The organism is Halorubrum sp. Ea1 (assembly GCF_002252965.1).
GTDB lineage: Archaea > Halobacteriota > Halobacteria > Halobacteriales > Haloferacaceae > Halorubrum.
In genome coordinates this window covers 26,098-48,063 of record NZ_NHPG01000099.1, presented here as the reverse complement: position 1 = coordinate 48,063, position 21,966 = coordinate 26,098, and the positions used below count along the sequence as shown (strand labels likewise).

Here is a 21,966-nt window from a genome sequence, read left to right as displayed (position 1 = left end):
TCGTTCAAACTTCAACGTACATCATCGAACGGTCAGCTGATCGCCCCAGCGCTCGAACGGTCAGCCGATCGGTCCGGCGACCTCGAAGACGAAGAACAGGTAGTACAGCGAGATCCCGACCAGAACGAGGCCAGTACCGACGTTGATAAGCCGGCGGTTGCCGGTCAGCGTGCCGAGTACGCGGTCGCGCCAGGGTTCGGAGACCACGGCGAACGCCAGCAGCGGGCTCGCCATCCCGACGCCGAACGCGCCGAAGTTCGCGATACTGGAGAGCGGATCGGAGAAGAGGAACGCCCGAGCGAAGAACACCGAGATGAACCCCGGGTTACACGGCAACACGATCGCCCCGAAGAAGGCGCCGTAGGCGAACGCCGACAGCGACGGGAACCGCGTCTGAGGCGGTTCGACCGTGGGGAGGGCGGCCTGCGGGTGTAGATCCGCGACTAACACGACCCCCAGCACCGCGAGGACGGCGAACGCCGGCGGCGAGACGCGCTCCACGACGGCCGTCAGCGACGTTTCGAGGAGCGTCGTGAACAGGATGCCGACGACACCCATGAAGGCGATCACGCCCATCGACACCAACACGCCGAGGACGGCGATCGGTGGCGCGTCGTCGTCCTGGTTCGAGAGGAAGGCCAGGAATCCCGGATACAACGGGATCACACAGACGGCCGACAGCGGCGTCGCGACGCCGAGAGTGAACGACGTTACGATCTCGGTAGCGAGCCCCATCTCAACACTCGTCGGCGGCCGCCTCGATCTCCGTGGCGGACTGCTGGCTTCCGGAGAAGAACTCCGCGACGCCGTCATCACAGGCGACGATGATCGGGGTGCTCGGGGCGTTGGTCACCGCCGCTCCGAACGCGTCGATCAGCGACTGGGTCATCTCCGCCGGCGCGACGGCGAACCGCCAATCGAAGTCGTTCTCTTCCGCGTGGTTCCGCACCTTCTCGGCGTCCTCGTTGGGATCGGTGTTGAGACTGACGACGGTGACCGACTCGTCCACGCGGGACAGCGACTCCGACTGGCGCTCGCAGTTCGGGCACCACACGGCGAACGACTGGACGGCGACCGGTCCCTCGAGTTCGTCGATACGAAACGCCTCATCCGTCAGAACGTCGGTCAACTCTGTCGTCCGCCAGGCGGTCGCCGATGCCTCTCCCGTGGACCCATCGGAACCCTCGCCTGCTGCGTCGCCGTCGTCGGCGCCGTCGCTGCCGGTGTCGCCGCCGTCGTCGGTCCCCGATTCGCCATCACTTCCCAGACAGCCGGCGAGTGCTCCCACACCGGTGGCGGCCGCGGCCGCGATGACCCGCCGTCTGGGGAAGCGATCGGATCGACTGCGAGTGGGATGACGCGTGTCCATGCTCGATGAGGAGGCCCGTCGGCAGTTATAGGTTGTTCAACATTCGTTCGGTTTCGTTCGGATTCGGACGGATCCGTGAGGAGACGCGGATCGCGCGATCGGCGCGCGGATCGATATTCCGGGCCGTCACGTGAACAGAAAAAATACTCTCAACACTACCGCGTCCGGTCGTATCTACACTATGATGATAAGCTTCAGCAGCCCTGCCGAATAGGGGACGCGTGTCTTGCACGGTTGTGTGCTCAGTGGGGAGGTGGGAGGTCCACCACAGGTTGAATCGTTTCGTTAGCCGGACGTCGCAACCCTTCTTACCGAAAGCCCCTATGAGTATGTGTGCAGTTGCATTGGCACCGTCGTACGCTTCAGCCAAGTCCGAATCCGGCGCTTTCGACCGCCTTCACCGCTGCTAAACAGGAGGATAGCTGTTTGGTGTCGGTGTTCGTGCTGGACGATGCGATCTTGTCACGGGCCGACGGGTTGGGAGTCGCGTTCATGCTCGGTTCGCTCCGCGAGCTTCGAGACTGGTACCGAGGCCATGGCGGTGATCTCGTGATACAGCACGGAGACCCGACCGACGTCGTGGGGCGTATCGCGAGGAGTATCGGAGTCGAACGAGTCGTGTGGAACGAAGACCACTCGCAACTGGCTCGTGGGCGTGACCGTGCGGTTCAGCGCGCTCTCACTCGCACCGGAGTCGCCTACACGTCCGTTCCGAACGAACCGCCGACCGAAGTGAAATCATCTACGACGCTGCCCTCGAACCCAGAGGCGTATCTGGCTAACCCGCACGATCTGGGTATTGAGACCGGAGCGGTGCCACAGCTCTCAGACCTTGGTGAAGACGAATACGACTCAGCGCCACTCACTGCCGGTACCGAATCTGCTCGAAAGCGATTACGAGCGCTGTCGAACGGAACGACGTATCGTCGGTGTGACGACACCGGATAGTACGTCACTCAGCATGATACGACACTCGACCGGGTCCGAATGAGTTCGCACCGGTCGTGTAATGACCGATGAGCGGGTTCTATCAGCCGCACTGATATTCAACATCGTCAAGCCACTTCCCGACCAATATCCGGAGACGGTGCTTCTCCGTTCGCTCATTTAAATACGGTAACACATATTCGTGCTGACTTCACGCTCTGTATCGGTCCGGTGTTATTGGCAGACTTCGAGTCGTTGATTCGGGCGTTGCTGTATACACAGTGCGCCTCGGTCTCTGGGTGTAATAGTCCGAACGAGCCGGCCGATGAGTGGATGACTCGTGAATGTGTCTGTAGAAGTCTATTTTCCGGGTGAAGCCAAACAGTCGCCAATCAGCACGGAGCCAATCGTTCGGGATGATAAGCGCTGCCGGTTCGGCGAGGCCGACTCGTATCGTGCTCGATGGGTAACTGAGAGCTCGGTGAGGTAGACTCCTTCTCTACGTGCGTTCAGGTGGTACGCTGACTGTTGTGGGAACAGGGTTCGGAACGCGTATCTGAGTCGGTGATCATTCGAGGTCATGGGCAGTGAAAAAGAAAAAATGCTGAACGGGGAGCTGTACGACGCAGACGTTCCCGAACTGTTGGCCGAGCGGGAACGTGCTCGCAAACTCGCAAGACGCTATAATCGGACGACATCGGACGACGCTGAGACGCAACGGAACCTGTTAGAGGAACTGTTCGGCTCACTTGGTGACGAATGCTACGTCGAGCCGCCGTTTCGCTGTGACTACGGATACAACATCCACGTTGGTGAGAACTTCTACGCGAATTTCGACTGCGTGATGTTAGACGAATGCCGGGTGGAGGTCGGGCGGAATTGTATGCTTGGCCCGAGTGTGCATATCTACACCGCAACCCACCCGCTCGACGCGGACGAACGGATCAGCGGTCAGGAATATGCCAATCCCGTCACGGTCGGTGAGAACGTCTGGATCGGTGGCCAGGCAGTTCTCAACCCCGGCGTAACGGTTGGAGACAACGCAGTCGTTGCCTCTGGCGCAATCGTAACAGAAGACGTACCCGAGAATGTGGTCGTACAGGGTAATCCTGCAACGGTAGTGAAAGATCTTGAGGCAGACGATTAATTTTCGCCGTCCGTAACCCGTACCGAACAGAATCGGGTCGGCGTGCCGCTAGTTCAGGATGTACCCACACCACCGACACGCGCTGTATAACGCGAGACCCAACGAGACGGTATTGGAGCACTCCCTCCGCTGAGATCGTCTGAATAGGTGATATCCGGAGAGCGGACGGCTCGATTACGTCGAGCTTTCGTACGCGATTTTGCCGTCGACGACCGTGATATGGATGTCGATATCCGCGATCGACTCCGGCTCCGCGAATGGGTTCGCATCAAGCACGACCGCGTCGCCGAGTTTCCCTGATTCGAGTGTTCCTTTCTCGTCTTCGGTGAACTCGGCGTACGCCGCGTCCCGCGTGTATGCGGCGATCGCCTCGTCGACGGAGAGACGTTGCGTGTCGTGTGGTGCGTTGACCGAGTGGTGGATGCCGTGGAGCGGACCGATCGGCATCGTGTCGCTGCCGAACGCGAGCGGCACATCCGCGTCGCGGACGCTCCGGAAACGGTTGTTCCCGCCACGGGCCTCGCTCCCGAGGACGGTCCCGTAGATCCCGTCTTCGCCGGCCCACTGGAGGAAGTTCGGTTGCATACTCGCGACGATCCCGAGGTCAGCCATCCGAGCTATCGCGGCGTCGGTCGCCAGTTCCAGGTGTTCGATCCGGAGTCTCGGGTCCGGTACGCGGTAGTCGTCGAGCACCGCCTCGTAGCAATCGAGCACAGTGTCGACCGCCACGTCCCCCAGCGCGTGGGTGGCGATCTGCTGATCGGCTCGGGCGGCGGTCCGGAACAGCTCGCGGAGCTCGGACTCGGTCGTCACCATCGTCCCATCGTTGTCGGGGTCGTCGACGTAGGTGCCGGAGATCTTGTCGGTTCGTGCGCCGAGTGACCCATCGGAGAACGTCTTGAGCCCGCCGATCCGGAGCCAGTCATCGCCGAACCCGGAGGCGATCTCGAGGTTCGACAGCGACTCCGCCTTCCCGGAGTGCACATAAAAGGTCACGCGGAGTCCCAGCTCGTCGTCTCGCCACGCGCCGAAGAACGCTGCGTGGATCGGGCTGCCGAACTCCTGTGGCGCGGTGAGCCCCGACATGTTCTGAACCGACGTGACGTCGAGTTCGTGTGCCCGCTCGGTCGCCGCCGCCAGTGCGCGGCGGGCCTTGTCGCCGCGCGGGTACGTCGCTTGTTTCACGCGGCCGGCGGCGTCTTCCACGAGCACCCCGGTCGGGGTGCCGTCGTCGTTACGGTTCACGTCACGCTCCACACCATCGAGGTCGACTCGGTCGAGCGCGAGACTGTTGACAGCCGCGGCGTGGCCGTCGACGCGCATCGCCGCGACGGGGTGATCTTCGCTCACCGCGTCGAGATCGGTTCGGGTGAGGTGTCCGTCCTCGTCTGGCCACGTCGTTTCGTCGAAGTTGTAGCCGAGCACCCAATCTCCTGGCTCGGTTGTAGCCGCGTTCTCTCCGAGCATTGAGAGCGCTTCGGCGCGGTCGTCTGTGTCGGCAAGATCGGTCTCCAACTGATCGATCCCGACAGACAGGAGGTGCGTGTGGGCGTCGTTGAACCCCGGAAGAACGACCCGACCGTCCAGATCGACGGTCTGCGGATCTGTCGCGGCCGCCTCAACGGGTTCAGTGTCACCGGCGGCGGCGTGATCGGCTGTGCGGCCGCCAGCGAGCTCGCGCCGGACCATCGCGTACTCCTGCTCGAACGCGACCAGATCGCGAGCGGAGCGACGGCACGGGCAGCGGGTGAGGTGACGATGGAGCCCTCCTACACGGACTACCCGGAGATCGCCGATTACGCGACCGACTTCTTCAGAAGGTACGACGGAACGGGCTCGTTCGAGTACACCCAGACGCCGAGCGCGGAACTCGTTACCCCTGACCGTGAGGACGAGGCACGTGCGCGCGTGGACCGTCTTCGAAAGGACGGAGTTGAGGTTGCGTTTTTGGAGCCGTCGGAGGTCGAGGATCGGTGGCCGCAGATCGACCCATCATCGTTCGCCGGTGCGGTTCGGTTCACAGACACAGGTCACCTCGATCCGTACACACTCACGACGACGCTACAGTCCGACGCCGAGGCGCACGGTGCTCGCTTCGAGACCGGGGTGACCGTAACGGAGATCCTCGAAGACGGCGAACGAGTCACTGGCGTCGACACCGAAGACGGGGCGATACGCAGCGACAACGTCCTCGTGGCCACCGGCTGGCGCGTCAACGAGTTACTGACTCCCATTCTGGAAGTTCCGATTCGACCGTACCGGACGCAGTGTCTGGTCTTGCGTCCGGACTCGTCGTTGTCCGACGCCTTCCCGATGGGGTGGATTCCCGGCGAGCACGTCTACTTCCGTCGCGAGGGGAACGGGGATCTCCTCGTCGGCGGCTGGTCGTTCGCCGAGGACGATCCCACGGCAGCGAGCGAACGTGCCGACGAAGCGTTCCAGGACCACGTCGCCGGCCTCGTTCCGCGGTTCCTCCGGGCAGATGGTCGCCTCCGTGTGGTCGACGGCTGGGCGGGAATCGACGGGGCAACGCCCGACACGCGTCCGATAATCGACTCGCCGGCGGACGCTCCCGACGGCCTCGTCATCGCCGCCGGATTCCACGGACGCGGTGTGATGTCCGCACCCGTCGCCGGGCGGCTCGTCCGGTGTCTCATGACCGGCGAGGATCCGCCAGTCCCGACCAGGCCGTTCTCACTGTCTCGGTTCGATTCTCGAAGCCCAGACTTCGAGTTCCTGAGTATCAGTGCCGGTGGGGACTGACGAACCACCGATCAGCAGTTTTCGCCGTCGTCGTACGAAGGGGCGTTGTTCGGACTTCGGGGGGATGCTCCTCCAGGACGCATACGGCGCGTGTTCGTCTCAAGCGACGTACTGAGGGACGGCGATCGCTATCGCCTCGTCGGGTTTTAATACAGTCATCTGACAAAGTGCCTCGCATGTCCGAGCCATCTACTATCGACCCTGAAACTGCCGACTGGTTAACCCTCGACGAAGACGAAGAGATCGTTTGGTCCGGAAAACCACACGAGAGCAGCTTGATCCCGGCGCTTGTCGTCGGAATCCCTCTCGCTCTCGTCCTCATCGGGTTATTCGTCATCGCCGGGACCTATCTCCAGCGCGAGAATACGCAGTACGTCGTGACGACCGATGGACTGTACAAGAAGACGGGGATCCTCTCACGTGACGTCCAGCGCATCGATTTCGGAAAGGTCCAAAACACGTCCTACAGCCAGGGATTCTTCGGCTCGCAGTTCGGCTACGGGAACGTCGATATCTCGACCGCTGGCGGCTCCGGTATCGAGATGCAGTTCCGGTCGGTCCCCGAACCGCGCGAGGTTCAAGAGCGCATCAACAAACGCGTGAAGGGCAGCCGTGGTGAACCGACGACGGAATCAGGTGAAACCACGCGCGACGTACTTGACGAGATCCTCGTCGAACTCAGAGCGATCCGCTCTACCGTCGAAGCACAACGGGAGACGACGGGAAACACATCGGCCACGACGTCCAACACCGGTAATGCGGCGGACGAACGACCGACTGGTGAAGGGAGCACCGGCCACAGTGAGTTCGCGAGTAGCAACCCGAGAGCCGAGAACGCTACCGCCGACGAAGAGTCGGCTGATGAACGGTAGCCAGCCATGACGGATTCGATAGATCCGGCGATCCCGCTCGACACCACCGAATCGGTCGAATGGTCCGGCCGCCCGCGGGTCACTACCGTCCTTCCAGCAGTCGTGGTCGGCGTTCTCCTCATCGTCTCCGGAATCGTGGTCAGCGTTGCCAGAGGGACCCCGCTCTTCCTCGCGGTCGTTCCACTCGGAGCGGCGATCCCGCTTTGGAACTATTTCGCTCTCCAAGGCGTGCAGTACGTGATAACGGAGGAAGCACTCTACGTGAAACGCGGCGTGTTGACCCGGTCTGTGACACAGGCGAACCTCGAAACCGTCCAGAACAGCTCCTTCGAGCAGGACATCACGGGGTCGATTTTCGGATACGGCTCAGTGACGTTCGAAATCGCCGGTGGGGACGACCTCTCGTTCCGGGCGATCGAAGACCCTCGTGCCATCCGGGCACTCGTCGATCGAACGGCAGCGAACGACGACGGTCTCGGTGGAGACGGTCGACGGGAATCCGGCATCCCCGGAGATCTGACGCAGTGGCGGCAAATTCGTGACGAGATACGAGCGCTTCGCAGCTCTCTCGAAGAGTAGTCGTTCGGGAAAGGCCAGAGAGTAGACGGTATCCCTGTGACGTGCCCGACTCGACGGGCGCCGAGTGAGCGTGGCGAGGAGACGAGCGAGGACGGACGGTCGAATGACCCCTTCCGGCAACTCACGACACCGAGAGCGTCTTTCCGCGGTAACTGCGCAGCGAGACCGACACTCAGCATATACGTCTGCGAGCCTGAATGGTGGTAGATGCGGTGGGATCCGCGACCCGCGCTTCGGCGACTCTCCAGACTGGTGACCCCGATGACGCTCACACAAACACAGATACGCGAGTACGACCGCCGCGCGATGGATAGTGCGGAGACTGCCACGGCGACGTTCGGGATCGGCTGTTTCTGGGGGCCCGACGCCCAGTTCGGTGCGATGGACGGCGTCGTTCGCACTCGCGTCGGCTACGCCGGCGGAACAAAACTCGATCCGACGTATCGCTCGTTAGGCGACCACACGGAAGTGGTGCAAGTCGAGTTCGATCCCGACGCGGTAGCGTATCGAGACCTTCTGAATCGGGTGTTCACGTCGCACAACCCGCAGCACCAGACGAAGAAAACACAGTATCAGAGTATCGTGTTAGCCGAGACGGAAGACCAACGAGCGGTCCTCGATGAGTTCCTCGCTACGCGAGGGCTCACCGCCGACGGAATCGGCACACGCATCGAACAGCTCTCGCGCTTCTATCCCGCTGAGGACTACCATCAGAAGTACAAGCTCCGGTCCGTCTCCTCGTTCACGGACGCGTTCGAGGCGGCGGGATACGGCGACGACGAGTTGCGTGAATCGCCGCTCGCTGCCACGCTGAACGGGTACGCCGCCGGACACGATGTTGCCATTGCCGAGGAACTACCGATATCCGACCGCGGGACGGCCTAGACCTCGCGAATTTGTTACCGACGGCCAGCGCCGTCGACGGAGAGTCGGTCGAACAGCGGACGCGGGTCGCCGACAGTGACGGTTCCGACACGGTCACGCCCGACGTGAAACGGCAAGCGGCGCGGGAAGCCACGCCGTATCGGCGGATCCGTAGGCTTTCACCTGTCACGCAGTAACGGACCAGTGTGTCTAACGAACGGTCCCATCAGTCCGGTTCCGGTCTCGACGTCCTCATCTCCGGCGGATCGATGGGGGGGCTCTTCACGGGTATTGCGCTCGCACGGTCGGGCCACCGTCCGACGATCTACGAGCGGTCGGCAGGTGCGCTCAAAAGCCGCGGCGGCGGGATCGTCGCCCAACGGAACATCCGACGGTTTCTCGGCGATCACGACCTCGTCGACCCGGAAGCGATCACGACGCGGTCTCACGAGCGCCGGTTTCTCGATGAGAGCGGTGACGTCGAACGCGCCGTGTCCGAGACGATGGTGTTCACGTCGTGGGACGCGCTCTATCGACAGCTCCGCGACGCCTTCCCCGACGAGCGATACCGGACCGGGACAGCGGTCACAGCCGTGACGCCCGAGACGGCGACCGTAACGATCGATGACGGGACGGAACGGACTGCCGACGTAGTCGTCTCCGCGGAGGGCGGCCAGTCGACGACGCGCGCTCACCTGCATCCCAACGTGGAACCGGAGTTCGCATCCTACGTCGCGTGGCGTGGCGTCGTCGACGAAGCGGCCCTTCCGGCCGGGTGTGTCGAGGCCTTCGACGGGACCTTCACGTTCTACCAAGGGACCGATCAGCTCATCCTCGCGTATTTCATCCCGGGCCCGGACGGCGAGACAGAACGAGGATCGCGTCGACTCAACTGGGTGTGGTACGACACGCTAGACGGGCGGGACCGGCGTGCGATATTCACGGATACGAGCGATACCGAACGACGGTTCTCCGTCTCACCGGGTCGGTTGCGCGAACCGGTGGGTCGCCGACAGCGAGAGCGCGCAGCGACGCTTCCGCCCGTGTTCGAGACGCTCGTGGGCGAGACGCCGGACCTCTTCGTACAGGCGATCTACGACCTGACGGTGCCGGCGATGGTCGCGGGTCGGGCGTGTCTGCTCGGTGACGCCGCGTTCGTTGCCCGGCCGCACACGGCCGCCGGGACGGCGAAGGCGGCTGGCGATGCGACCGCGCTCGCCGACGCCCTTGCGAGCCACGGGTCGGTCGACGACGCGCTCGAAGCATGGGGTCGAACACGCACCGAGTACGGCACCACACTCGTTGCCCGCGGGAAACAGATGGGTGACGTGCGGCTGAACCTGGACTGATCGGTGGCTCGGAGTGACCGCCCGAACGAGCGCCGCGCGTCACCGGTCGTCGAGCGGACCGGAACGGGTAGAAGCCGACGCACTTACTCACGGGCCAGACGGGCCTCCGTATTCCGACCACCGACCCTATCCGCTTCGACTGGTTTCAACGGCGTCCAAAGTCGAACGCTACCGGTCTCTGAACTCCACCGTGTAGCCGTTCTCTCGAAGCGCTTCTACGAGGTCGTCTCCCCGCTCGATCTTGAATTCGTGGAACGAATTGTCGGGACTGTCTGCCGAATACAGCTCCGAGTCGATATTCTCCGGTATCTCGTTCTGATGGGTATTCTCTTGGACGACGACGGGTTGGCTGGGAACGCGCCCGGAACTGCTATCCTCTGTCATTTGAACACCTGTTGTTACAGCGAGACGGCTATTTGAATTCCGATTCCGGTTTCCGTCGAGACGGCTGTCTGACGCGATCACATCCGCCGAAATGGAACCGATGAATCGCGGGTCTGTCAGGCCCTCGGACCCCGGCGCTGTTGCAGTTCTCCGCTGGGGGCCGCCTTGCAAAGCGATGCTGAATACAGCGCGCATGCCGGTCACGTGGCCCGGTCTGTATCAGCGTCACACACAGAGCAGGCGAATCCGCATCTCGGCGACCGGGCAGCGACCGCCGGCGTCACCCGTGAAACCGGTACAGCGACGTGACGTACGGCAGCCGGTTGAGCATCCAGATCGCGACCGGGAGCCCCACGACCGTGACCGCGAGGAACGACGCCGCGTTCGCCCACAGCAGGCTCAGCCACCAGCCGACGAGGATGAAGTAGATCGCTCGGACGGCGAGCGAGCGTTGCCCCCGCGCCGACTCGGGCGCCGAAAGCGACCGCGGCTCCGCGAGCGTGAGCACCGTCGGCACGAGGTTGATCAGCTTGATGCCGACCGGGAGCAGGACGACCGTGACGTTGAGCAGCCACGCGGTGTTGACGACGATCGGTGTCGCCCACCAGCCGACGAACACGAACCACAGCGCGCGAACGAGGAGGGATCGTTGTGCCATTGCTCGGAATAGACCCCCACGTAGTAAATCCGTGTCGTCGATCCCGGCGGTCCCTGAAAAGCGGATCTTCCGTTCTACGACGCGGACGTACACGAGACGACGACCGAAGCGGAACGAGCAGAGCTGTACTAGGCGTCGGGTGACTACCGACGGAACCTGCGGACTGGGACAAAACCAAGCGGGTGACTGTCTCCGAGGACGGCGCGTTTCGCGGCGGCAAAACACGCTCGTTCGCGCCGGTTGCCGGGAGGAGAGGTGCCGGATGCGACGGATGGGTCGTGACTCAGTGCGCAACTCCGTCAATACGCGAACAGAGCCCGGACATCACCCCGTACTCTGATACGTTCAAGCGTCGTCGTCGATTTCCGTTGCCGTCCGACGATACGTCTCGTCAAGCGAGGGACCGCCGAGCGTCGTGTACAGTTCGATGAGGTCGGCGACGTCACTCAGGCAGTAATCTTCGAGGAGTCGGGTGAGCTCTCGGTGGACGCTGGTCCCCTCGATGCCGGCGGCGACGTTGTCGACGTATCGCTCGCCGAGCACCTGCCCGACGTGTTTGCCTTGGACGCCGCTCCCGTCTATCTCTGAGAGGTACGTGTCCGGGAACTCGTAGTCGTCGTACCAGACGCTATCGTTGTCTACGCCGCCGAGGTCGTATGCTTTCCAGTCGGGGAGGATCTGCTGATCGTCCCAGAGTTCGTCGGCGTATTCGTCGGCCGCGGCGAGGGCGACGTCGACGTGGTTTTCGAACAGTGCCTCGGTCCGGTGGAAGAACCCGTGACCTGTCGCGGCGTCTATCTCTCGAGCCCAGTTGAGGAGGTGTTTCCCGTCGAACCAAGCACCGTTGTAGGTGAGGAGGCGGTCGACGTCCCGTTCGTCACACCACTCGAACATTCGCTGGTAGAGGTCGGTCGTGTGAGTGGCTTCCCAGTCCCCACGACGGAACGGTACCGCGGTTTCCGGCGTCGTCTCGAGACCGTCCGCGTACGCGAGACCGACGGCAACCAACTCGTAGTATTCCGTGTCGTTCGAGTTCTCGGGTGGTTCCTCGAAGGGGCTCGCGGTTTCGATGTCGAGGACGAGTGTCCCCATATTACGAGAGTGCTCCCCGGATACTCAACTCGAGTTCGCCAGTCGGTGTCGCCATAGACACGTCTCACGAGCGGTCATGATAAACATTATCTTAATATTGGGAAACTCCGAGCCGGCCGGAGTTCAAATTCATCGACGACAGTAGGATGACTGACTGATTAGTAGGACAAAATTTCCCATTTTTGACTCTGTTGAAATCTTCAGATGCTGACAGGAACTGACTGCCGGATACAGAGGATAAGTTCAGCATCGGGAGCGCGTTCAATCCAGGCTGGGCGAGTGCAGTAGCCGACTTGTCGCACCCATCGTAGTGTTGACCGTCGTAATTGAGCTACTTTTCAGGATTCGTGCCGATCAGACAGCGCAGCACCGGGGTGGATGAGCGATACTAATCAGCCCTTCAAATACTTCCGGCGGCGGGTTATAATTTGGTGACATATTGACCCCGGGTCAAGAAGCACGCACCCATCGTAGTCGAGCGCCCCCCTGACCTCGAAGCCACCGCGGTCATCATCAACGTGAGAGCCAGCAGCAACACCGAAGAAACGGCCGATGTCGCCCCGACGTCAACACCCGCCTCCAACAGTCCAGCACGCAATCAGAGTTGGCCAGCGGCCAGACACACGGTCCGCGTCTGCAAGTCACGCGGCTCTGGCAGTGAACTACCCCCTTCCAAGAGAAGCGCAAACTCTCGGGCCGTGAGCACATCCTCGCGGGTGTGCCGCGTGGTCAACGATTGTCGATGCTGCTGTGCCCATTCATTCGATCGATGATAGTTAATCGTCATCCACCACAAGAACGCTGTTCCCCCGAACCGAACGGCGACGTATCGGTAACAAGTCAACTCTGTGCCCGCTGAACTTAGAGGAAGTTAGTTTGCCGCCGCCAGCGACGGCGTAGGGACGGACGCCCGAACCGCAACCCATCGGTAAACGACGATGAGCGCAAGATAGACGAGAAGCAACGCGATATAATTCGGCCAGATCCCTTGCCCTGGATCGACCATGAGCGGCCAGAAATTACCGACCCCGTGGAGGAAGACAACGAGATAGAGGTTCTGCGTGAGCGCGTAGATCGTGCCAAAGATCGTCCCCGACAGAGCGAGCAGCACCAGCGTCCCAGCGAGCTGCGAAACGGGCGTTCCGTTGACCAGAAGCTCAACCGGGATATGGAGCGCTGAGAAGATCACACCGGTCACCACGATACTGATCGCCGTGCGAACCCGGAGAGAGCTGAACTCGAAGAGCGAAATCAGTTTGTTCTGTAGGTAGCCACGGAACGCCAGCTCCTCGACCGGTCCGGTGAACGCGTAGGTGGTGAACGCCCCAGCAGCGATAACGGTCGTCGAGAAGTTGAACGGGTCCGACTGATAGAACGCGTACACCCCGAACGATATCTCGTTGCCCGCAAGAAGGCCCATCCCGACAACGACTGCGTTAATGACAACGATGACACCGACGACCGCGATCGCCGCAGGCCGAAGGAGTCGTCGTGACAGCCCGATCTCGTTGAGCGTAACGCCATCATAGCGGTACACCGCTGCGACGATGCCGAACTGGACGAGACCGGACGGGATAGTCCAGAGCGATTCAACGAGGACCGAGGCGTCATCTCCGAACAGCCAGGTGAACGTGGTCGTCGAAATCATCACCCAGATAGTGAACGCAAGCACCAGTCCGACTGCGGGCCAGATACCGCATTGAAAGGTGGGCGACCACTGGGCCACTGAGCTTGACGTATTCGACTGATTACTCGTCATACTCACAGGTTGGCGACAACGAGCAATATCTGGGAGCCGAGCAGGACGCCGAGTGTGCCCAGCACGGCGACGACGTAGTATGGGCGGATGGCACCGAACTCGGCGGTGTCGTGCAACAGCGCGTCAAGCGCGCACGCGAGAACTGCCGTCGCGGCCACGAGCACTGGGAACAAGGTCAGGATGAGTGGAGTGGAGGCAAACTCCGGCCCGTAGTACGGTCCCATCCCGAGCGTCCAGTGAATCCGCAGCTGCTCCGCGAGCATCCCGTAGGCGATGACGCTTCCGACCGCACTCAACAGGACCATCGCGAGACTACCAGCGGACAGCACGCGACTCGGAGCGTCCTTGCCGGCGAAGCGGGTCACGAACGATACCATCCGTGCGTCGTCGATGTTCGGTGGTACTTCCATTGTCACACCCCATGCTTCAAGGGGAAGTCAAAAAGGCGTGCGAGCAGTCCTTCACTCCCTGAAGCGTTCGCCACCTCTTTACTCCCCGTGGTCGCAAATGGTGTCAATGAGTGAGGATGACCCCGAAATCGAGACTGTTGCCGGTCTCCTCGAAGATCAGACGGTTCGAGAGATCCTCACCGAAACGAGCCGGGAACCCATGTCTGCAACCGCACTGAAAGAGCGCTGTGAGGCGTCGGGACCGACGATTTACCGCCGCCTCGAAGGGCTTCAGGAAGCCGATTTCGTCGTTGAACAGACCCGTCCGGATCCAGACGGTGGCCACCACCGACAGGTGTATGAACCGAACTTGGACCGCATCACGATCGGTCTCGAAGAGGGGTCGCTCTCGATGCAGATCACTCGGCGAGAACGGATGGCCGACCGGTTCACGCGGCTCGTAGAGGAGATGTAACAGTGTTCGAAGCAATGCCCAGGGGCCTGGCAAAACTCGTCCTACAAGTCGGTAGCGAACTATCGGGAACCATTCAGACGGGGCTGTTGGCGTACGAACTGTTGGGGGCAGCGCTCGGAGTGTTCATCGCCTATCTCGCCTATCGAGGGTATCGCCGCAACCGAAGTCGGCCCATGCTGTTCGTTTCGCTTGGCTTCGCCCTCGCGCTTGGTGTTCCCCTCGCGATCACACTGGTGTATCTGGCACTCCCCGTCACAGGTGGTCGGGTGGTCGTGTCGGTCGTCAACCAGACGTTCGAAGTTGTTGGTCTCTCGTGCATCGTCTATGGCCTCCGTTCATAGCAGTGATTCTCCAGCGAATCCGCGACCGTCGCTACAGTAGGTCCTCGGGCGAGAGACCCGATAGCTACAGCCGTAGTGAAATCGTCCCGCTTCAACGAGTGAAGTCCTGCTGGACGTGTTTTTTATACCCCGTTCCACCCTCCGGGTGATGACGCAGAGTTCAACGACACACCGTCGCCGGCGTGTCGCATCGCTAATCGACTCACACCCGACTGGGGCGTTTTTCCTCCTGGCAGTCGCCATCTCGTGGGGGGCCTGGATTCCGCTGTTTCTGGTGATCCCCTCCGCGACGAGTGTCGTCATGATGCCGGGGGCGTTCGGCCCCGCCATCGCGGCGGTGGTCGTACTGTGGGTCCAGGGGAAGTCAGTTCGGGAGTGGCTGACCGACGGCCTGGACTGGCACATCGAAAAACGCTGGTACGATATTACCCTTGGACTCGCGCTCGTACTCGCGCTCGTACTCGGAGTCGGGCTCGCGATCAGTACGGGGCAATTTACCACAGATCGCCTGCCGCAAGTAGCAGCGATGTATCCGGTCACGGTGCTAATTACATCGTTGCTCGGCGGTGGTCAGGAGGAGTTCGGGTGGCGTGGATTTGCGGTCCCGGCGCTTCAGGATCGCTTCGACGCGCTAACCACGAGCGTTATCGTCGGCCTTGTCTGGGCGGTATGGCACCTGCCCGCGTTCGCGTTCGAGATCCCGGGCTACACCTCTTCGTTCGCACTGTACACACTGCTCGTCGTCGGGATTTCGATCATCCTCACCTGGCTGTACAACAGCACAGACGGGAGTGTCCTGTTGGCGATGCTCTTCCACGGCGGGGTCAACGCGGCCCCAGGTATTGGTACGGCATTCGTTGGGGATCTCTCACTGATTGACGTCTCACCGTACCTGGTTCTGGTCCCCGCTGTCTGGGTCGTCGCCCTCCTGCTGCTGTTTCGATACGGGCGAAACACGCTCTCGGCTGGCTCCAGTATGACAAACGCTATCGGGGACGCCCAGACCGAGACTACCGAAGTGTCGTAATTAGACTGCGAACCTGAAACTCCCACCGCTCGGGATTCCTCCGTGTTTACGCGGAGGAGGATGTCAACCCGGAGCAGAGCGGATTCGGGGAGTGGTTCGATCCCTTCGTCTTCGAGCGGGGAGAGAAGCCTGGCGTTCCGCCGCCTGACCCGCCACTCGGGAGCATACCAGGAGACCCGATCAACAGCGACCGTCTCCGGTGGTTCGGTGACGAGTGTCACGTTCGCGTCCGCCGGTTCTGGTACTGTTTCGGGAGCGCACCTCGGCTCCACGAAGAGCGCTCGGCGCTGTCGCGGTGAGAAGAGGGGGAGGTGGTCGGTACTCCTCCGGTCTCTACCGCTCACCTCGCTGCAAGATACGCGCCCCCCAACCCGCGAGGAAACTCATACTCCCCGCGGAGCTACGGATCGGCCAGCCTTACTGACGGTTTGCGATGGTATCCTTTTGATAATATCCCCTCAAGTATTACAGTAGGTCGTATACTCTGCATCGAACTCTCGTGGCGGTGGTTGCTGGAACTGCGAATCCACGTCCTTCGAGGTATAGGGGTTTTCCAACACGGTCAATAACCCCTTGAATTTGGATAGATCCCCGGTTTCGAGATACTCATCCAGCGCCTCTTCAACCAGGTAGTTGCGGGGGACATACCGCGGATTGGCTTCCTGCATCAACTTCTCATCTAGGCCGACAGCAGCCAACTTATTCCTGAGCCGCTCGAATTCTGCAGTTGCAAACACTGGGTCATCAAACGTACCGGGCGTCTCTAACTCGAGGAACGTATTGGTGTAGTCCGCGTTCGATTTGCGAAGCCACTCCAAGAATTCATCGACCAGTTCCTCCTCGCCATCTGAGTTGATCCCCAGTTTCTTCCGCATCATCGCGTCGTATTGCGCATCGAATCGATCCTCAAATTCGTCTAGCTTGACTTCGAGTTCATCGTACGCGAGCGCTGATTCTGTACACCGCGGTTGGAGTGCCTCTGCGAACCGTTCGAGATTCCACCGCAAGATGGGTCGCTGGTTTCCGAATGCGTATCGCCCGTGCTTATCGATCGAGCTGAAGACCGTCTCCTCATCATAGTAATTTATGAAGGCACAGGGTCCGTAATCAAATGTCTCTCCGTCGATACTCATGTTGTCCGTATTCATGACGCCGTGGATGAATCCGACACGCAACCAGTCGACAACCATCTCGATCGATGACTGCATGACTGCATCGAAGAACTCGAGGTATGTGCGATCCGCTTCATTTAGCCGCGGGTAGTGCCTGTCAATAACGTAGTCAGTGAATCGCCGTAGTTCGTCGGATCCTTGACCTGCGACGTACTGGAAGGTCCCGTACCGAATGTGGCTGTTCATCACTCGGACAAGGACGGCTCCGGGCTCTGTCCGTCGTCGTTCGACTGCTTCGTCAGTTTCGACGACTGCCAGGCTTCTCGATGTTTTGATATTTAAATTCCGCATCGCATACGAATACAGATACTCTCTGAGCATCGAGCTGATCGTTGCGTTGCCATCGCCTCTTCCGGAGTACGGCGTTCGACCGGCCCCCTTCAGTTGAATATCGTATCTATTACCATCGTGTACATGCTCGCCGAGTATCATCGCTCTCCCATCGCCCAAGATGGTAAAACTCCCATACTGGTGGCCCGCATACGCTTGGGCGATAGGTTCTTCCAAGCAGTCTTGGCCCGCTAGAATCTTAGCATTGAGCTTCGCCGTATCCAATCCGAGATCAGCACATAGCTCGTCATTGAGAAGCAACACGTTGGGATCAGCGATACTTTTTGGCGTTACCCTCGAATAGAGGTTTGAGTCTAAATCTTTGTAAGTGGTGTCAAATGAAAAGGACATTTAGTTTCATATCGTGTTATCTTGCTTGCTTTAATAATCTTGTCCTTAGAAATGTTAAGAACCGATCGATCAGAGAGGTTCAAATTGGCGTGTGTCGCATACACGCTCTGTATCTCGCATGGCGTTCCTCACAGAAGCGGGAGAGGAGTAGTCCGGCTTCGGTCCGTAAGTTCGCGATACCGACCGCAGCGGAACAGCATCTATCACTTCCTACGGATTTCAACAGAGCCGAAGACGGTTGTTGATGCTTCCGTCGGCGGTGAGAGCGCCGCCGCGGTCCCGTCCTGTTTAGCCCGCGCTCCGTTCTGAGACCGCTCCCTTCCCGCGCGACCGGTCCGGACGCATCGGGTCCGGGACGTGTCCGGCGTTCAAGTGCGTAGAGCGTAACACCCAGCCGTGACTGACGACGCGTTCGATCCCGACGATGTCGGCCTCCCGACCGTCTCGTGTACCCGCTGTGACCGCGAGTGGAAGCTCGACCACGAACTCGACGACCTACACGCCGGCAACCGCGCGGTCGAGCAGTTCGCGCTCGATCACGAACGACACACCGGCCACTTCCCGGACGACGTGACCCCGTGGGTCGTTCGGTGCCAGCGCTGTCCGGACGGCGACCAGTTCCTGTCGGAACGCCCCGCGCGGCGCTGGGCGACCACCCACGCGCGCCACACGCGCCACGTCGTGCGACTCGACGGACCGGACGGGACGGACGAGGTCGTCTCCCCGGAGACGGAGTGAGTCCGACCGGTGAGCCGTCAGCCCGGGCCGAGCGCGGCGATGTCCGCTCCGACCGCGGCCCGGGCGTCGGCCGGGTTCGGCTCGTGGTCGGCGAGGTGGGTCCACTCGCACGCCGACAGCGCGGACAGGTGATCCACGATCGCCGGACGGTACGGCGCCGCGGCGGCGACCCCGTCGCCGTCCCGCCAGACGTCGTCGATCACCGTCATCGAGTCGATGCGCACCTCGACCGCGACCGGGTCGCACCGGGAGACGAGCGCTTCGAGCCCGAGGTGGAGCGCCGCGTACTCCGCGGTGTTGTTCTCCGCCCGCGACCCGACCGGCCGCCCGAGCGCGGCGAACGGCTCGCCGCCGGCTCGGAGCACGGCGCCCGCGCCGGCCGGTCCGGGGTTCCCGCGCGAACTCCCGTCGACGTAGAGCACGACGCCGGCGTCGTCGGCGCGCTCGCACCCCTCCCTCGCGGGCGGCGGGTCGCCGGCGAGCACCTCGTCGACGGCCGTCCGGACCTCGTCGTCGGTCGTTCCGGGGTCGAACAGCCCTCCGAATCCGTCGACGGCCGCGTCGACCGCGTCGATCGCCGGCCCGATCTCGTAGTCGTACAGCGCGAGCACCGCGTCGACCCGGTCGGCGAGCGGCGACAGCGTCGCGGTCGGTAAGCGGTCCATCTACGGGTCGCCCCGCGCTCGCCGTCGCCGCCGGTTCGTCGCCGTACCCATTCCTACGCGTACGTCGGGCGGAGCGGGCAAAAGAGCGCGGGTCGGGACGGTCCGGCGTCGTCGCCCGGGGCGCGAGCGTCGCCGTCGCGGCGACCGAGCCGTCCGGACGGTCGCGCACTCACCCGTTCGAGAACAGTCGCGATCGCTCTGGAGTTGTAGCGTACCGTACACTATTGCAGTCTGTCTTGCGAGAGTCAGAGGCGGGCGTTCCTCCTCGATCCGTCCCGCACGCAAGCGTTCGCCGGCCACGTCGGGGGAGGCACCCGAGGACTTATGTCTTTTATCCGTAACTAATATCTGAGGTCTACGGCGCGGCGAGGAAACCATGACACGGAACAAGCCCGACACGGAGGCGACAGGGGTATCGAAACGGGAAACGCGGACGCTGGACCGGCGACGCGTCCTCCGCGGACTCGGCGTCGGCGCGGGCGTCGCCGCGCTCGGGCTCGGCGGCGTCGGCTCGGCCGCCGCCGACACGGCGTCGGTCAGTGGGGGCGGAAACGCGCTCCAAGCCGCCATCGACGCCGCCGACGCCGGCGACACGATCGTCGTGACGGACGAAGCGACGTACAATCCGGTGACGGTCGATCACAGTGTAACGCTCGAAGCGGACGGGGACCCGACGATCCAGGGCGACGGCGGTACTGGCGCCGCGGTCAGCATCGAAGCCGACGACGTGACGATCACGGGATTTACCGTCACGAACCCCGACGGACTCCTTGGAATCAAGGTCCAAAAGGACTACGACGGCGCGACGATCGAGAACAACACGGTCGAGGACGTCGGACCGACCGGGAGTCTCGGCGTGACGGGGATCATCGTCGGACAGGGCGACCACGACGATATCTCGATCGTCAACAACGCGATCCGAGACCTCGATCAGGAGACGACGGACGATTCGGGATTCCCGACCGTCAACGGCATCCTGTTCGACGCCGCCGACAGCGACCCGGGGACGCTCACGGAGACGACGGTTAACAACAACGTGATCGAGGATATCGAGAGCGACATCGCGCCGCTCGGCATCGTCGTCCAGCACGAGACGGACGGCGTCGCGATCAACAACAACGAGATCAGAGACCTCGTCGCCGCGGACGACACCGACTCGGACCCGAGCGACGGCGTCGACTTCGGGTTCACCTTCGCACAGGGGATCAATATCGCCTCGCCGGCCACGGCTGACACCGTAATCAACCACAACGTGATCGAGGACGTCACCAGCGCGGAGACGATCCTGCCGGAGGCCGTGAAGATCGACGGGGACGGGAGCGGCCTGACGTTCCGGGCCAATCGGTTCCTCGTCGCCGTCGGCCTCAACAACCGGAACGGGACCGATGGCGGGAGCAGAGACCCGTCGGACGATCCCGAGGTCGACGCGAAGAACAACTGGTGGGGCAGCGAGGACGGGCCCGAGGAGGCTGATTTCAATCAGGACGCGGACGACGACGATCGCAGCGACGTCGTCGGGAACGTCGCGTTCGAGCCGTTCCTCCGCAACCCGCCGGGCCCGAAGGGCGGCGGCAACGGCCGGGGCGGCGGTGGCGGTAACGGGAGCCAGGGCCGCGGCAACGGCAGAGGCGGCAAATAAGGGCCCGAAGGGCGGCGGCAACGGCCGGGGCGGCGGTGGCGGTAACGGGAGCCAGGGCCGCGGCAACGGCAGAGGCGGCAAATAAGGGCACGAGAGCGCCGGGACCGGGCGTCGCCGCGCTCCGGGTTCGGGAGCGGCGGCGTGCGCCCGAGCGCTCCGGCGCGGTTTCGAGGGACCGAAACGGACTGAGATGGCGACGTACACCTACGATCTGAGCGGGTTCGTGACCGTCGACTCCGAGTTCGAACTGTGCCTCGTCGACGTCCCGCCGCGGCGGTCGGATGAGGGCGGAGACATCGTCGTCCGGCGGGGCGGGGAGGGCGCGCCTACCGTCGAGTGGACCGGTCGCCGCGTCGTCGTGACGGTGCCGCCGTCGATGACCGTGGAGAAGGACGCCGCGACCGAACCGGTGCGGTTCACTAAGATACTGCTGTCGGCCGTCCAGGCGATGCTCCTGCGGCGGGAGGCGACGCTGGCCTTCGGCAGCGCGTTCCGGGCGCCGGACGGGAGCGGCGTCGGCCTGTTCGGACCGAGCGGCTGCGGGAAGTCCGCGGCCTCGTTCCGGCTCGCTCGGGAGCGGGGCTACCGACTGCTCGCGGACGACCTCCTCGTCTTCCACGACGGCCGGGTGTACCCGTTCCCGCGGTACCTGAACCTCCCGCGCGACGTCGCCGCAATCGAGCGGTGGCTCCGGTCGGAGGAGGCCTCGACCGAACGCGTCAGGCTCTGGCCCGACGCGGCGGACGTGCCGCGGCGATCGGTCACCGAGAGCGTGCCCGAGCGGATCGAACTCGACGAGGTGCTGGTGGTCGCTTCCCACGAGCCGCCCGCGGGGAGCCCGGAGCCGATACCGCCCGAAGACGCCGCCGCGACGCTGATCGATCTCGTTGACAAGTCGCTGGCCGGGTGGATCACGGAGTCGCGGACGCGCGAGGCGATCGACGACCGCGGCGTCGACCGTCGACCGATCCTCCGATCGGCGGTGAGCGGCGCGGCCTGTTACCGGCTCGAAACGCCGCGAAGCGACCTCGCGCGGTCGGTCGCGGAGTTCGTGGAGCGGTGAGCGGAGCCGGGCC

The 21,966-nt window shown here is 62.6% G+C and carries 23 protein-coding genes; 13 read left to right on the top strand and 10 right to left on the bottom strand.

Annotated elements, in window-relative coordinates; genetic code table 11:
* Window positions 1-60: 60 nt before the first annotated feature.
* Both DJ73_RS11985 and DJ73_RS11980 read right to left on the bottom strand, forming a co-directional pair.
* Window positions 61-735 carry a hypothetical protein gene (locus DJ73_RS11985; protein WP_094522938.1) on the bottom strand — a complete coding sequence of 225 codons (675 nt, stop codon included), beginning with the start codon at window positions 733-735 and terminating at the stop codon, window positions 61-63.
* A gap of 1 nt (window position 736) precedes the next feature.
* Window positions 737-1,369 carry a TlpA family protein disulfide reductase gene (locus tag DJ73_RS11980; protein ID WP_141212955.1) on the bottom strand — a complete coding sequence of 211 codons (633 nt, stop codon included), beginning with the start codon at window positions 1,367-1,369 and terminating at the stop codon, window positions 737-739.
* Window positions 1,370-1,702: 333 nt separating this feature from the next.
* On the opposite strand from DJ73_RS11980, the gene DJ73_RS21360 reads away from it, so the two are divergent.
* Both DJ73_RS21360 and DJ73_RS11970 read left to right on the top strand, forming a co-directional pair.
* Window positions 1,703-2,317, top strand: a complete 615-nt coding sequence (locus DJ73_RS21360) for a deoxyribodipyrimidine photo-lyase (protein WP_094558065.1) — start codon at window positions 1,703-1,705, stop codon at window positions 2,315-2,317.
* 559 nt (window positions 2,318-2,876) lie between these two features.
* Window positions 2,877-3,443, top strand: a complete 567-nt coding sequence (locus DJ73_RS11970; RefSeq protein ID WP_094558064.1) for a sugar O-acetyltransferase — start codon at window positions 2,877-2,879, stop codon at window positions 3,441-3,443.
* A 174-nt stretch (window positions 3,444-3,617) separates the two neighbouring features.
* On the opposite strand, the gene DJ73_RS11965 is transcribed toward DJ73_RS11970, so the two are convergent.
* Window positions 3,618-5,030, bottom strand: a complete 1,413-nt coding sequence (locus DJ73_RS11965; protein ID WP_254921644.1) for an amidohydrolase — start codon at window positions 5,028-5,030, stop codon at window positions 3,618-3,620.
* On the opposite strand from DJ73_RS11965, the gene DJ73_RS11960 reads away from it, so the two are divergent.
* The 5 genes from DJ73_RS11960 (at window position 4,989) to DJ73_RS11940 (ending at window position 9,870) form a co-directional block, all read left to right on the top strand.
* Window positions 4,989-6,206 carry an FAD-binding oxidoreductase gene (locus DJ73_RS11960; protein ID WP_254921642.1) on the top strand — a complete coding sequence of 406 codons (1,218 nt, stop codon included), beginning with the start codon at window positions 4,989-4,991 and terminating at the stop codon, window positions 6,204-6,206. The two genes, DJ73_RS11965 and DJ73_RS11960, sit on opposite strands and share 42 nt — an antisense overlap.
* A 176-nt stretch (window positions 6,207-6,382) precedes the next feature.
* Entirely contained in the window at window positions 6,383-7,078 is a 696-nt protein-coding gene (locus DJ73_RS11955; protein ID WP_094522928.1) for a PH domain-containing protein, read from the top strand.
* 6 nt (window positions 7,079-7,084) lie between these two features.
* The gene (locus DJ73_RS11950; RefSeq protein WP_094522926.1) at window positions 7,085-7,657 is read left to right on the top strand and encodes a PH domain-containing protein; all 573 of its coding nucleotides are present in this window, start codon (window positions 7,085-7,087) and stop codon (window positions 7,655-7,657) included.
* A 261-nt stretch (window positions 7,658-7,918) separates the two neighbouring features.
* The gene (locus DJ73_RS11945; protein ID WP_094522960.1) at window positions 7,919-8,542 is read left to right on the top strand and encodes a peptide-methionine (S)-S-oxide reductase; all 624 of its coding nucleotides are present in this window, start codon (window positions 7,919-7,921) and stop codon (window positions 8,540-8,542) included.
* Between the two features lie 185 nt (window positions 8,543-8,727).
* Window positions 8,728-9,870, top strand: a complete 1,143-nt coding sequence (locus DJ73_RS11940; RefSeq protein ID WP_094522924.1) for an FAD-dependent monooxygenase — start codon at window positions 8,728-8,730, stop codon at window positions 9,868-9,870.
* Window positions 9,871-10,038: 168 nt separating this feature from the next.
* On the opposite strand, the gene DJ73_RS11935 is transcribed toward DJ73_RS11940, so the two are convergent.
* From DJ73_RS11935 to DJ73_RS11915, 5 genes are all read right to left on the bottom strand, one after another.
* Window positions 10,039-10,254 carry a hypothetical protein gene (locus DJ73_RS11935; RefSeq protein WP_094522922.1) on the bottom strand — a complete coding sequence of 72 codons (216 nt, stop codon included), beginning with the start codon at window positions 10,252-10,254 and terminating at the stop codon, window positions 10,039-10,041.
* 280 nt (window positions 10,255-10,534) lie between these two features.
* A complete protein-coding gene (locus DJ73_RS11930) occupies window positions 10,535-10,912 on the bottom strand; it encodes a YccF domain-containing protein (protein WP_094522920.1) in 378 nt (125 codons plus the stop codon).
* A gap of 345 nt (window positions 10,913-11,257) precedes the next feature.
* On the bottom strand, window positions 11,258-12,004 hold the full coding sequence (locus DJ73_RS11925; RefSeq protein WP_141212954.1) for a hypothetical protein: 747 nt from the start codon (window positions 12,002-12,004) through the stop codon (window positions 11,258-11,260).
* An 871-nt stretch (window positions 12,005-12,875) separates the two neighbouring features.
* Window positions 12,876-13,676, bottom strand: a complete 801-nt coding sequence (locus tag DJ73_RS11920; protein ID WP_170938206.1) for a CPBP family intramembrane glutamic endopeptidase — start codon at window positions 13,674-13,676, stop codon at window positions 12,876-12,878.
* A gap of 89 nt (window positions 13,677-13,765) precedes the next feature.
* Window positions 13,766-14,173, bottom strand: coding sequence for a hypothetical protein (locus DJ73_RS11915; RefSeq protein WP_094522141.1), 408 nt, complete (start codon window positions 14,171-14,173; stop codon window positions 13,766-13,768).
* Between the two features lie 106 nt (window positions 14,174-14,279).
* Here DJ73_RS11915 and DJ73_RS11910 point away from each other — a divergent pair, with 106 nt between their 5' ends.
* The 3 genes from DJ73_RS11910 to DJ73_RS11900 all read left to right on the top strand — a co-directional run bounded on the left by DJ73_RS11910 (window position 14,280) and on the right by DJ73_RS11900 (window position 15,995).
* Window positions 14,280-14,627, top strand: a complete 348-nt coding sequence (locus tag DJ73_RS11910) for a helix-turn-helix domain-containing protein (protein ID WP_094522140.1) — start codon at window positions 14,280-14,282, stop codon at window positions 14,625-14,627.
* 2 nt (window positions 14,628-14,629) lie between these two features.
* A complete protein-coding gene (locus DJ73_RS11905; protein ID WP_249269042.1) occupies window positions 14,630-14,968 on the top strand; it encodes a hypothetical protein in 339 nt (112 codons plus the stop codon).
* Between the two features lie 148 nt (window positions 14,969-15,116).
* Window positions 15,117-15,995, top strand: coding sequence for a CPBP family intramembrane glutamic endopeptidase (locus DJ73_RS11900; protein ID WP_094558061.1), 879 nt, complete (start codon window positions 15,117-15,119; stop codon window positions 15,993-15,995).
* A gap of 458 nt (window positions 15,996-16,453) precedes the next feature.
* Here the strand turns inward: DJ73_RS11900 and DJ73_RS11895 are convergent, their stop codons facing one another.
* Window positions 16,454-17,848 carry a YdiU family protein gene (locus DJ73_RS11895; RefSeq protein ID WP_094558060.1) on the bottom strand — a complete coding sequence of 465 codons (1,395 nt, stop codon included), beginning with the start codon at window positions 17,846-17,848 and terminating at the stop codon, window positions 16,454-16,456.
* 396 nt (window positions 17,849-18,244) lie between these two features.
* Between DJ73_RS11895 and DJ73_RS11890 the strand changes: the two genes are divergently transcribed.
* Complete coding sequence (locus DJ73_RS11890; protein ID WP_094558059.1) at window positions 18,245-18,586, top strand: hypothetical protein; 342 nt, start codon at window positions 18,245-18,247, stop codon at window positions 18,584-18,586.
* Window positions 18,587-18,603: 17 nt separating this feature from the next.
* On the opposite strand, the gene DJ73_RS11885 is transcribed toward DJ73_RS11890, so the two are convergent.
* Entirely contained in the window at window positions 18,604-19,251 is a 648-nt protein-coding gene (locus DJ73_RS11885) for a ribonuclease HI family protein (protein WP_094558058.1), read from the bottom strand.
* Between the two features lie 376 nt (window positions 19,252-19,627).
* On the opposite strand from DJ73_RS11885, the gene DJ73_RS20370 reads away from it, so the two are divergent.
* Both DJ73_RS20370 and DJ73_RS11875 read left to right on the top strand, forming a co-directional pair.
* Window positions 19,628-20,890 (top strand): right-handed parallel beta-helix repeat-containing protein, encoded by a 1,263-nt coding sequence (locus DJ73_RS20370; RefSeq protein WP_094558057.1) that lies wholly within the window; start codon window positions 19,628-19,630, stop codon window positions 20,888-20,890.
* A gap of 190 nt (window positions 20,891-21,080) precedes the next feature.
* Window positions 21,081-21,953 (top strand): hypothetical protein, encoded by an 873-nt coding sequence (locus tag DJ73_RS11875; protein ID WP_094558056.1) that lies wholly within the window; start codon window positions 21,081-21,083, stop codon window positions 21,951-21,953.
* Window positions 21,954-21,966 lie beyond the last annotated feature (13 nt).

What these genes read in the sequence shown, in the direction of transcription:
- DJ73_RS11900 (WP_094558061.1), top strand. Translation starts at nt 15,117, where the DNA reads ATGACGCAGAGTTCAACGACACACCGTCGCCGGCGTGTCGCATCGCTA.
- DJ73_RS11895 (WP_094558060.1), bottom strand. Translation starts at nt 17,848, where the DNA reads ATGTCCTTTTCATTTGACACCACTTACAAAGATTTAGACTCAAACCTC.
- DJ73_RS20370 (WP_094558057.1), top strand. Translation starts at nt 19,628, where the DNA reads ATGACACGGAACAAGCCCGACACGGAGGCGACAGGGGTATCGAAACGG.
- DJ73_RS11935 (WP_094522922.1), bottom strand. Translation starts at nt 10,254, where the DNA reads ATGACAGAGGATAGCAGTTCCGGGCGCGTTCCCAGCCAACCCGTCGTC.
- DJ73_RS11955 (WP_094522928.1), top strand. Translation starts at nt 6,383, where the DNA reads ATGTCCGAGCCATCTACTATCGACCCTGAAACTGCCGACTGGTTAACC.
- DJ73_RS11970 (WP_094558064.1), top strand. Translation starts at nt 2,877, where the DNA reads ATGGGCAGTGAAAAAGAAAAAATGCTGAACGGGGAGCTGTACGACGCA.
- DJ73_RS11950 (WP_094522926.1), top strand. Translation starts at nt 7,085, where the DNA reads ATGACGGATTCGATAGATCCGGCGATCCCGCTCGACACCACCGAATCG.
- DJ73_RS11875 (WP_094558056.1), top strand. Translation starts at nt 21,081, where the DNA reads ATGGCGACGTACACCTACGATCTGAGCGGGTTCGTGACCGTCGACTCC.
- DJ73_RS11930 (WP_094522920.1), bottom strand. Translation starts at nt 10,912, where the DNA reads ATGGCACAACGATCCCTCCTCGTTCGCGCGCTGTGGTTCGTGTTCGTC.
- DJ73_RS11945 (WP_094522960.1), top strand. Translation starts at nt 7,919, where the DNA reads ATGACGCTCACACAAACACAGATACGCGAGTACGACCGCCGCGCGATG.
- DJ73_RS11885 (WP_094558058.1), bottom strand. Translation starts at nt 19,251, where the DNA reads ATGGACCGCTTACCGACCGCGACGCTGTCGCCGCTCGCCGACCGGGTC.
- DJ73_RS11980 (WP_141212955.1), bottom strand. Translation starts at nt 1,369, where the DNA reads ATGGACACGCGTCATCCCACTCGCAGTCGATCCGATCGCTTCCCCAGA.
- DJ73_RS11910 (WP_094522140.1), top strand. Translation starts at nt 14,280, where the DNA reads ATGAGTGAGGATGACCCCGAAATCGAGACTGTTGCCGGTCTCCTCGAA.
- DJ73_RS11985 (WP_094522938.1), bottom strand. Translation starts at nt 735, where the DNA reads ATGGGGCTCGCTACCGAGATCGTAACGTCGTTCACTCTCGGCGTCGCG.
- DJ73_RS11915 (WP_094522141.1), bottom strand. Translation starts at nt 14,173, where the DNA reads ATGGAAGTACCACCGAACATCGACGACGCACGGATGGTATCGTTCGTG.
- DJ73_RS11925 (WP_141212954.1), bottom strand. Translation starts at nt 12,004, where the DNA reads ATGGGGACACTCGTCCTCGACATCGAAACCGCGAGCCCCTTCGAGGAA.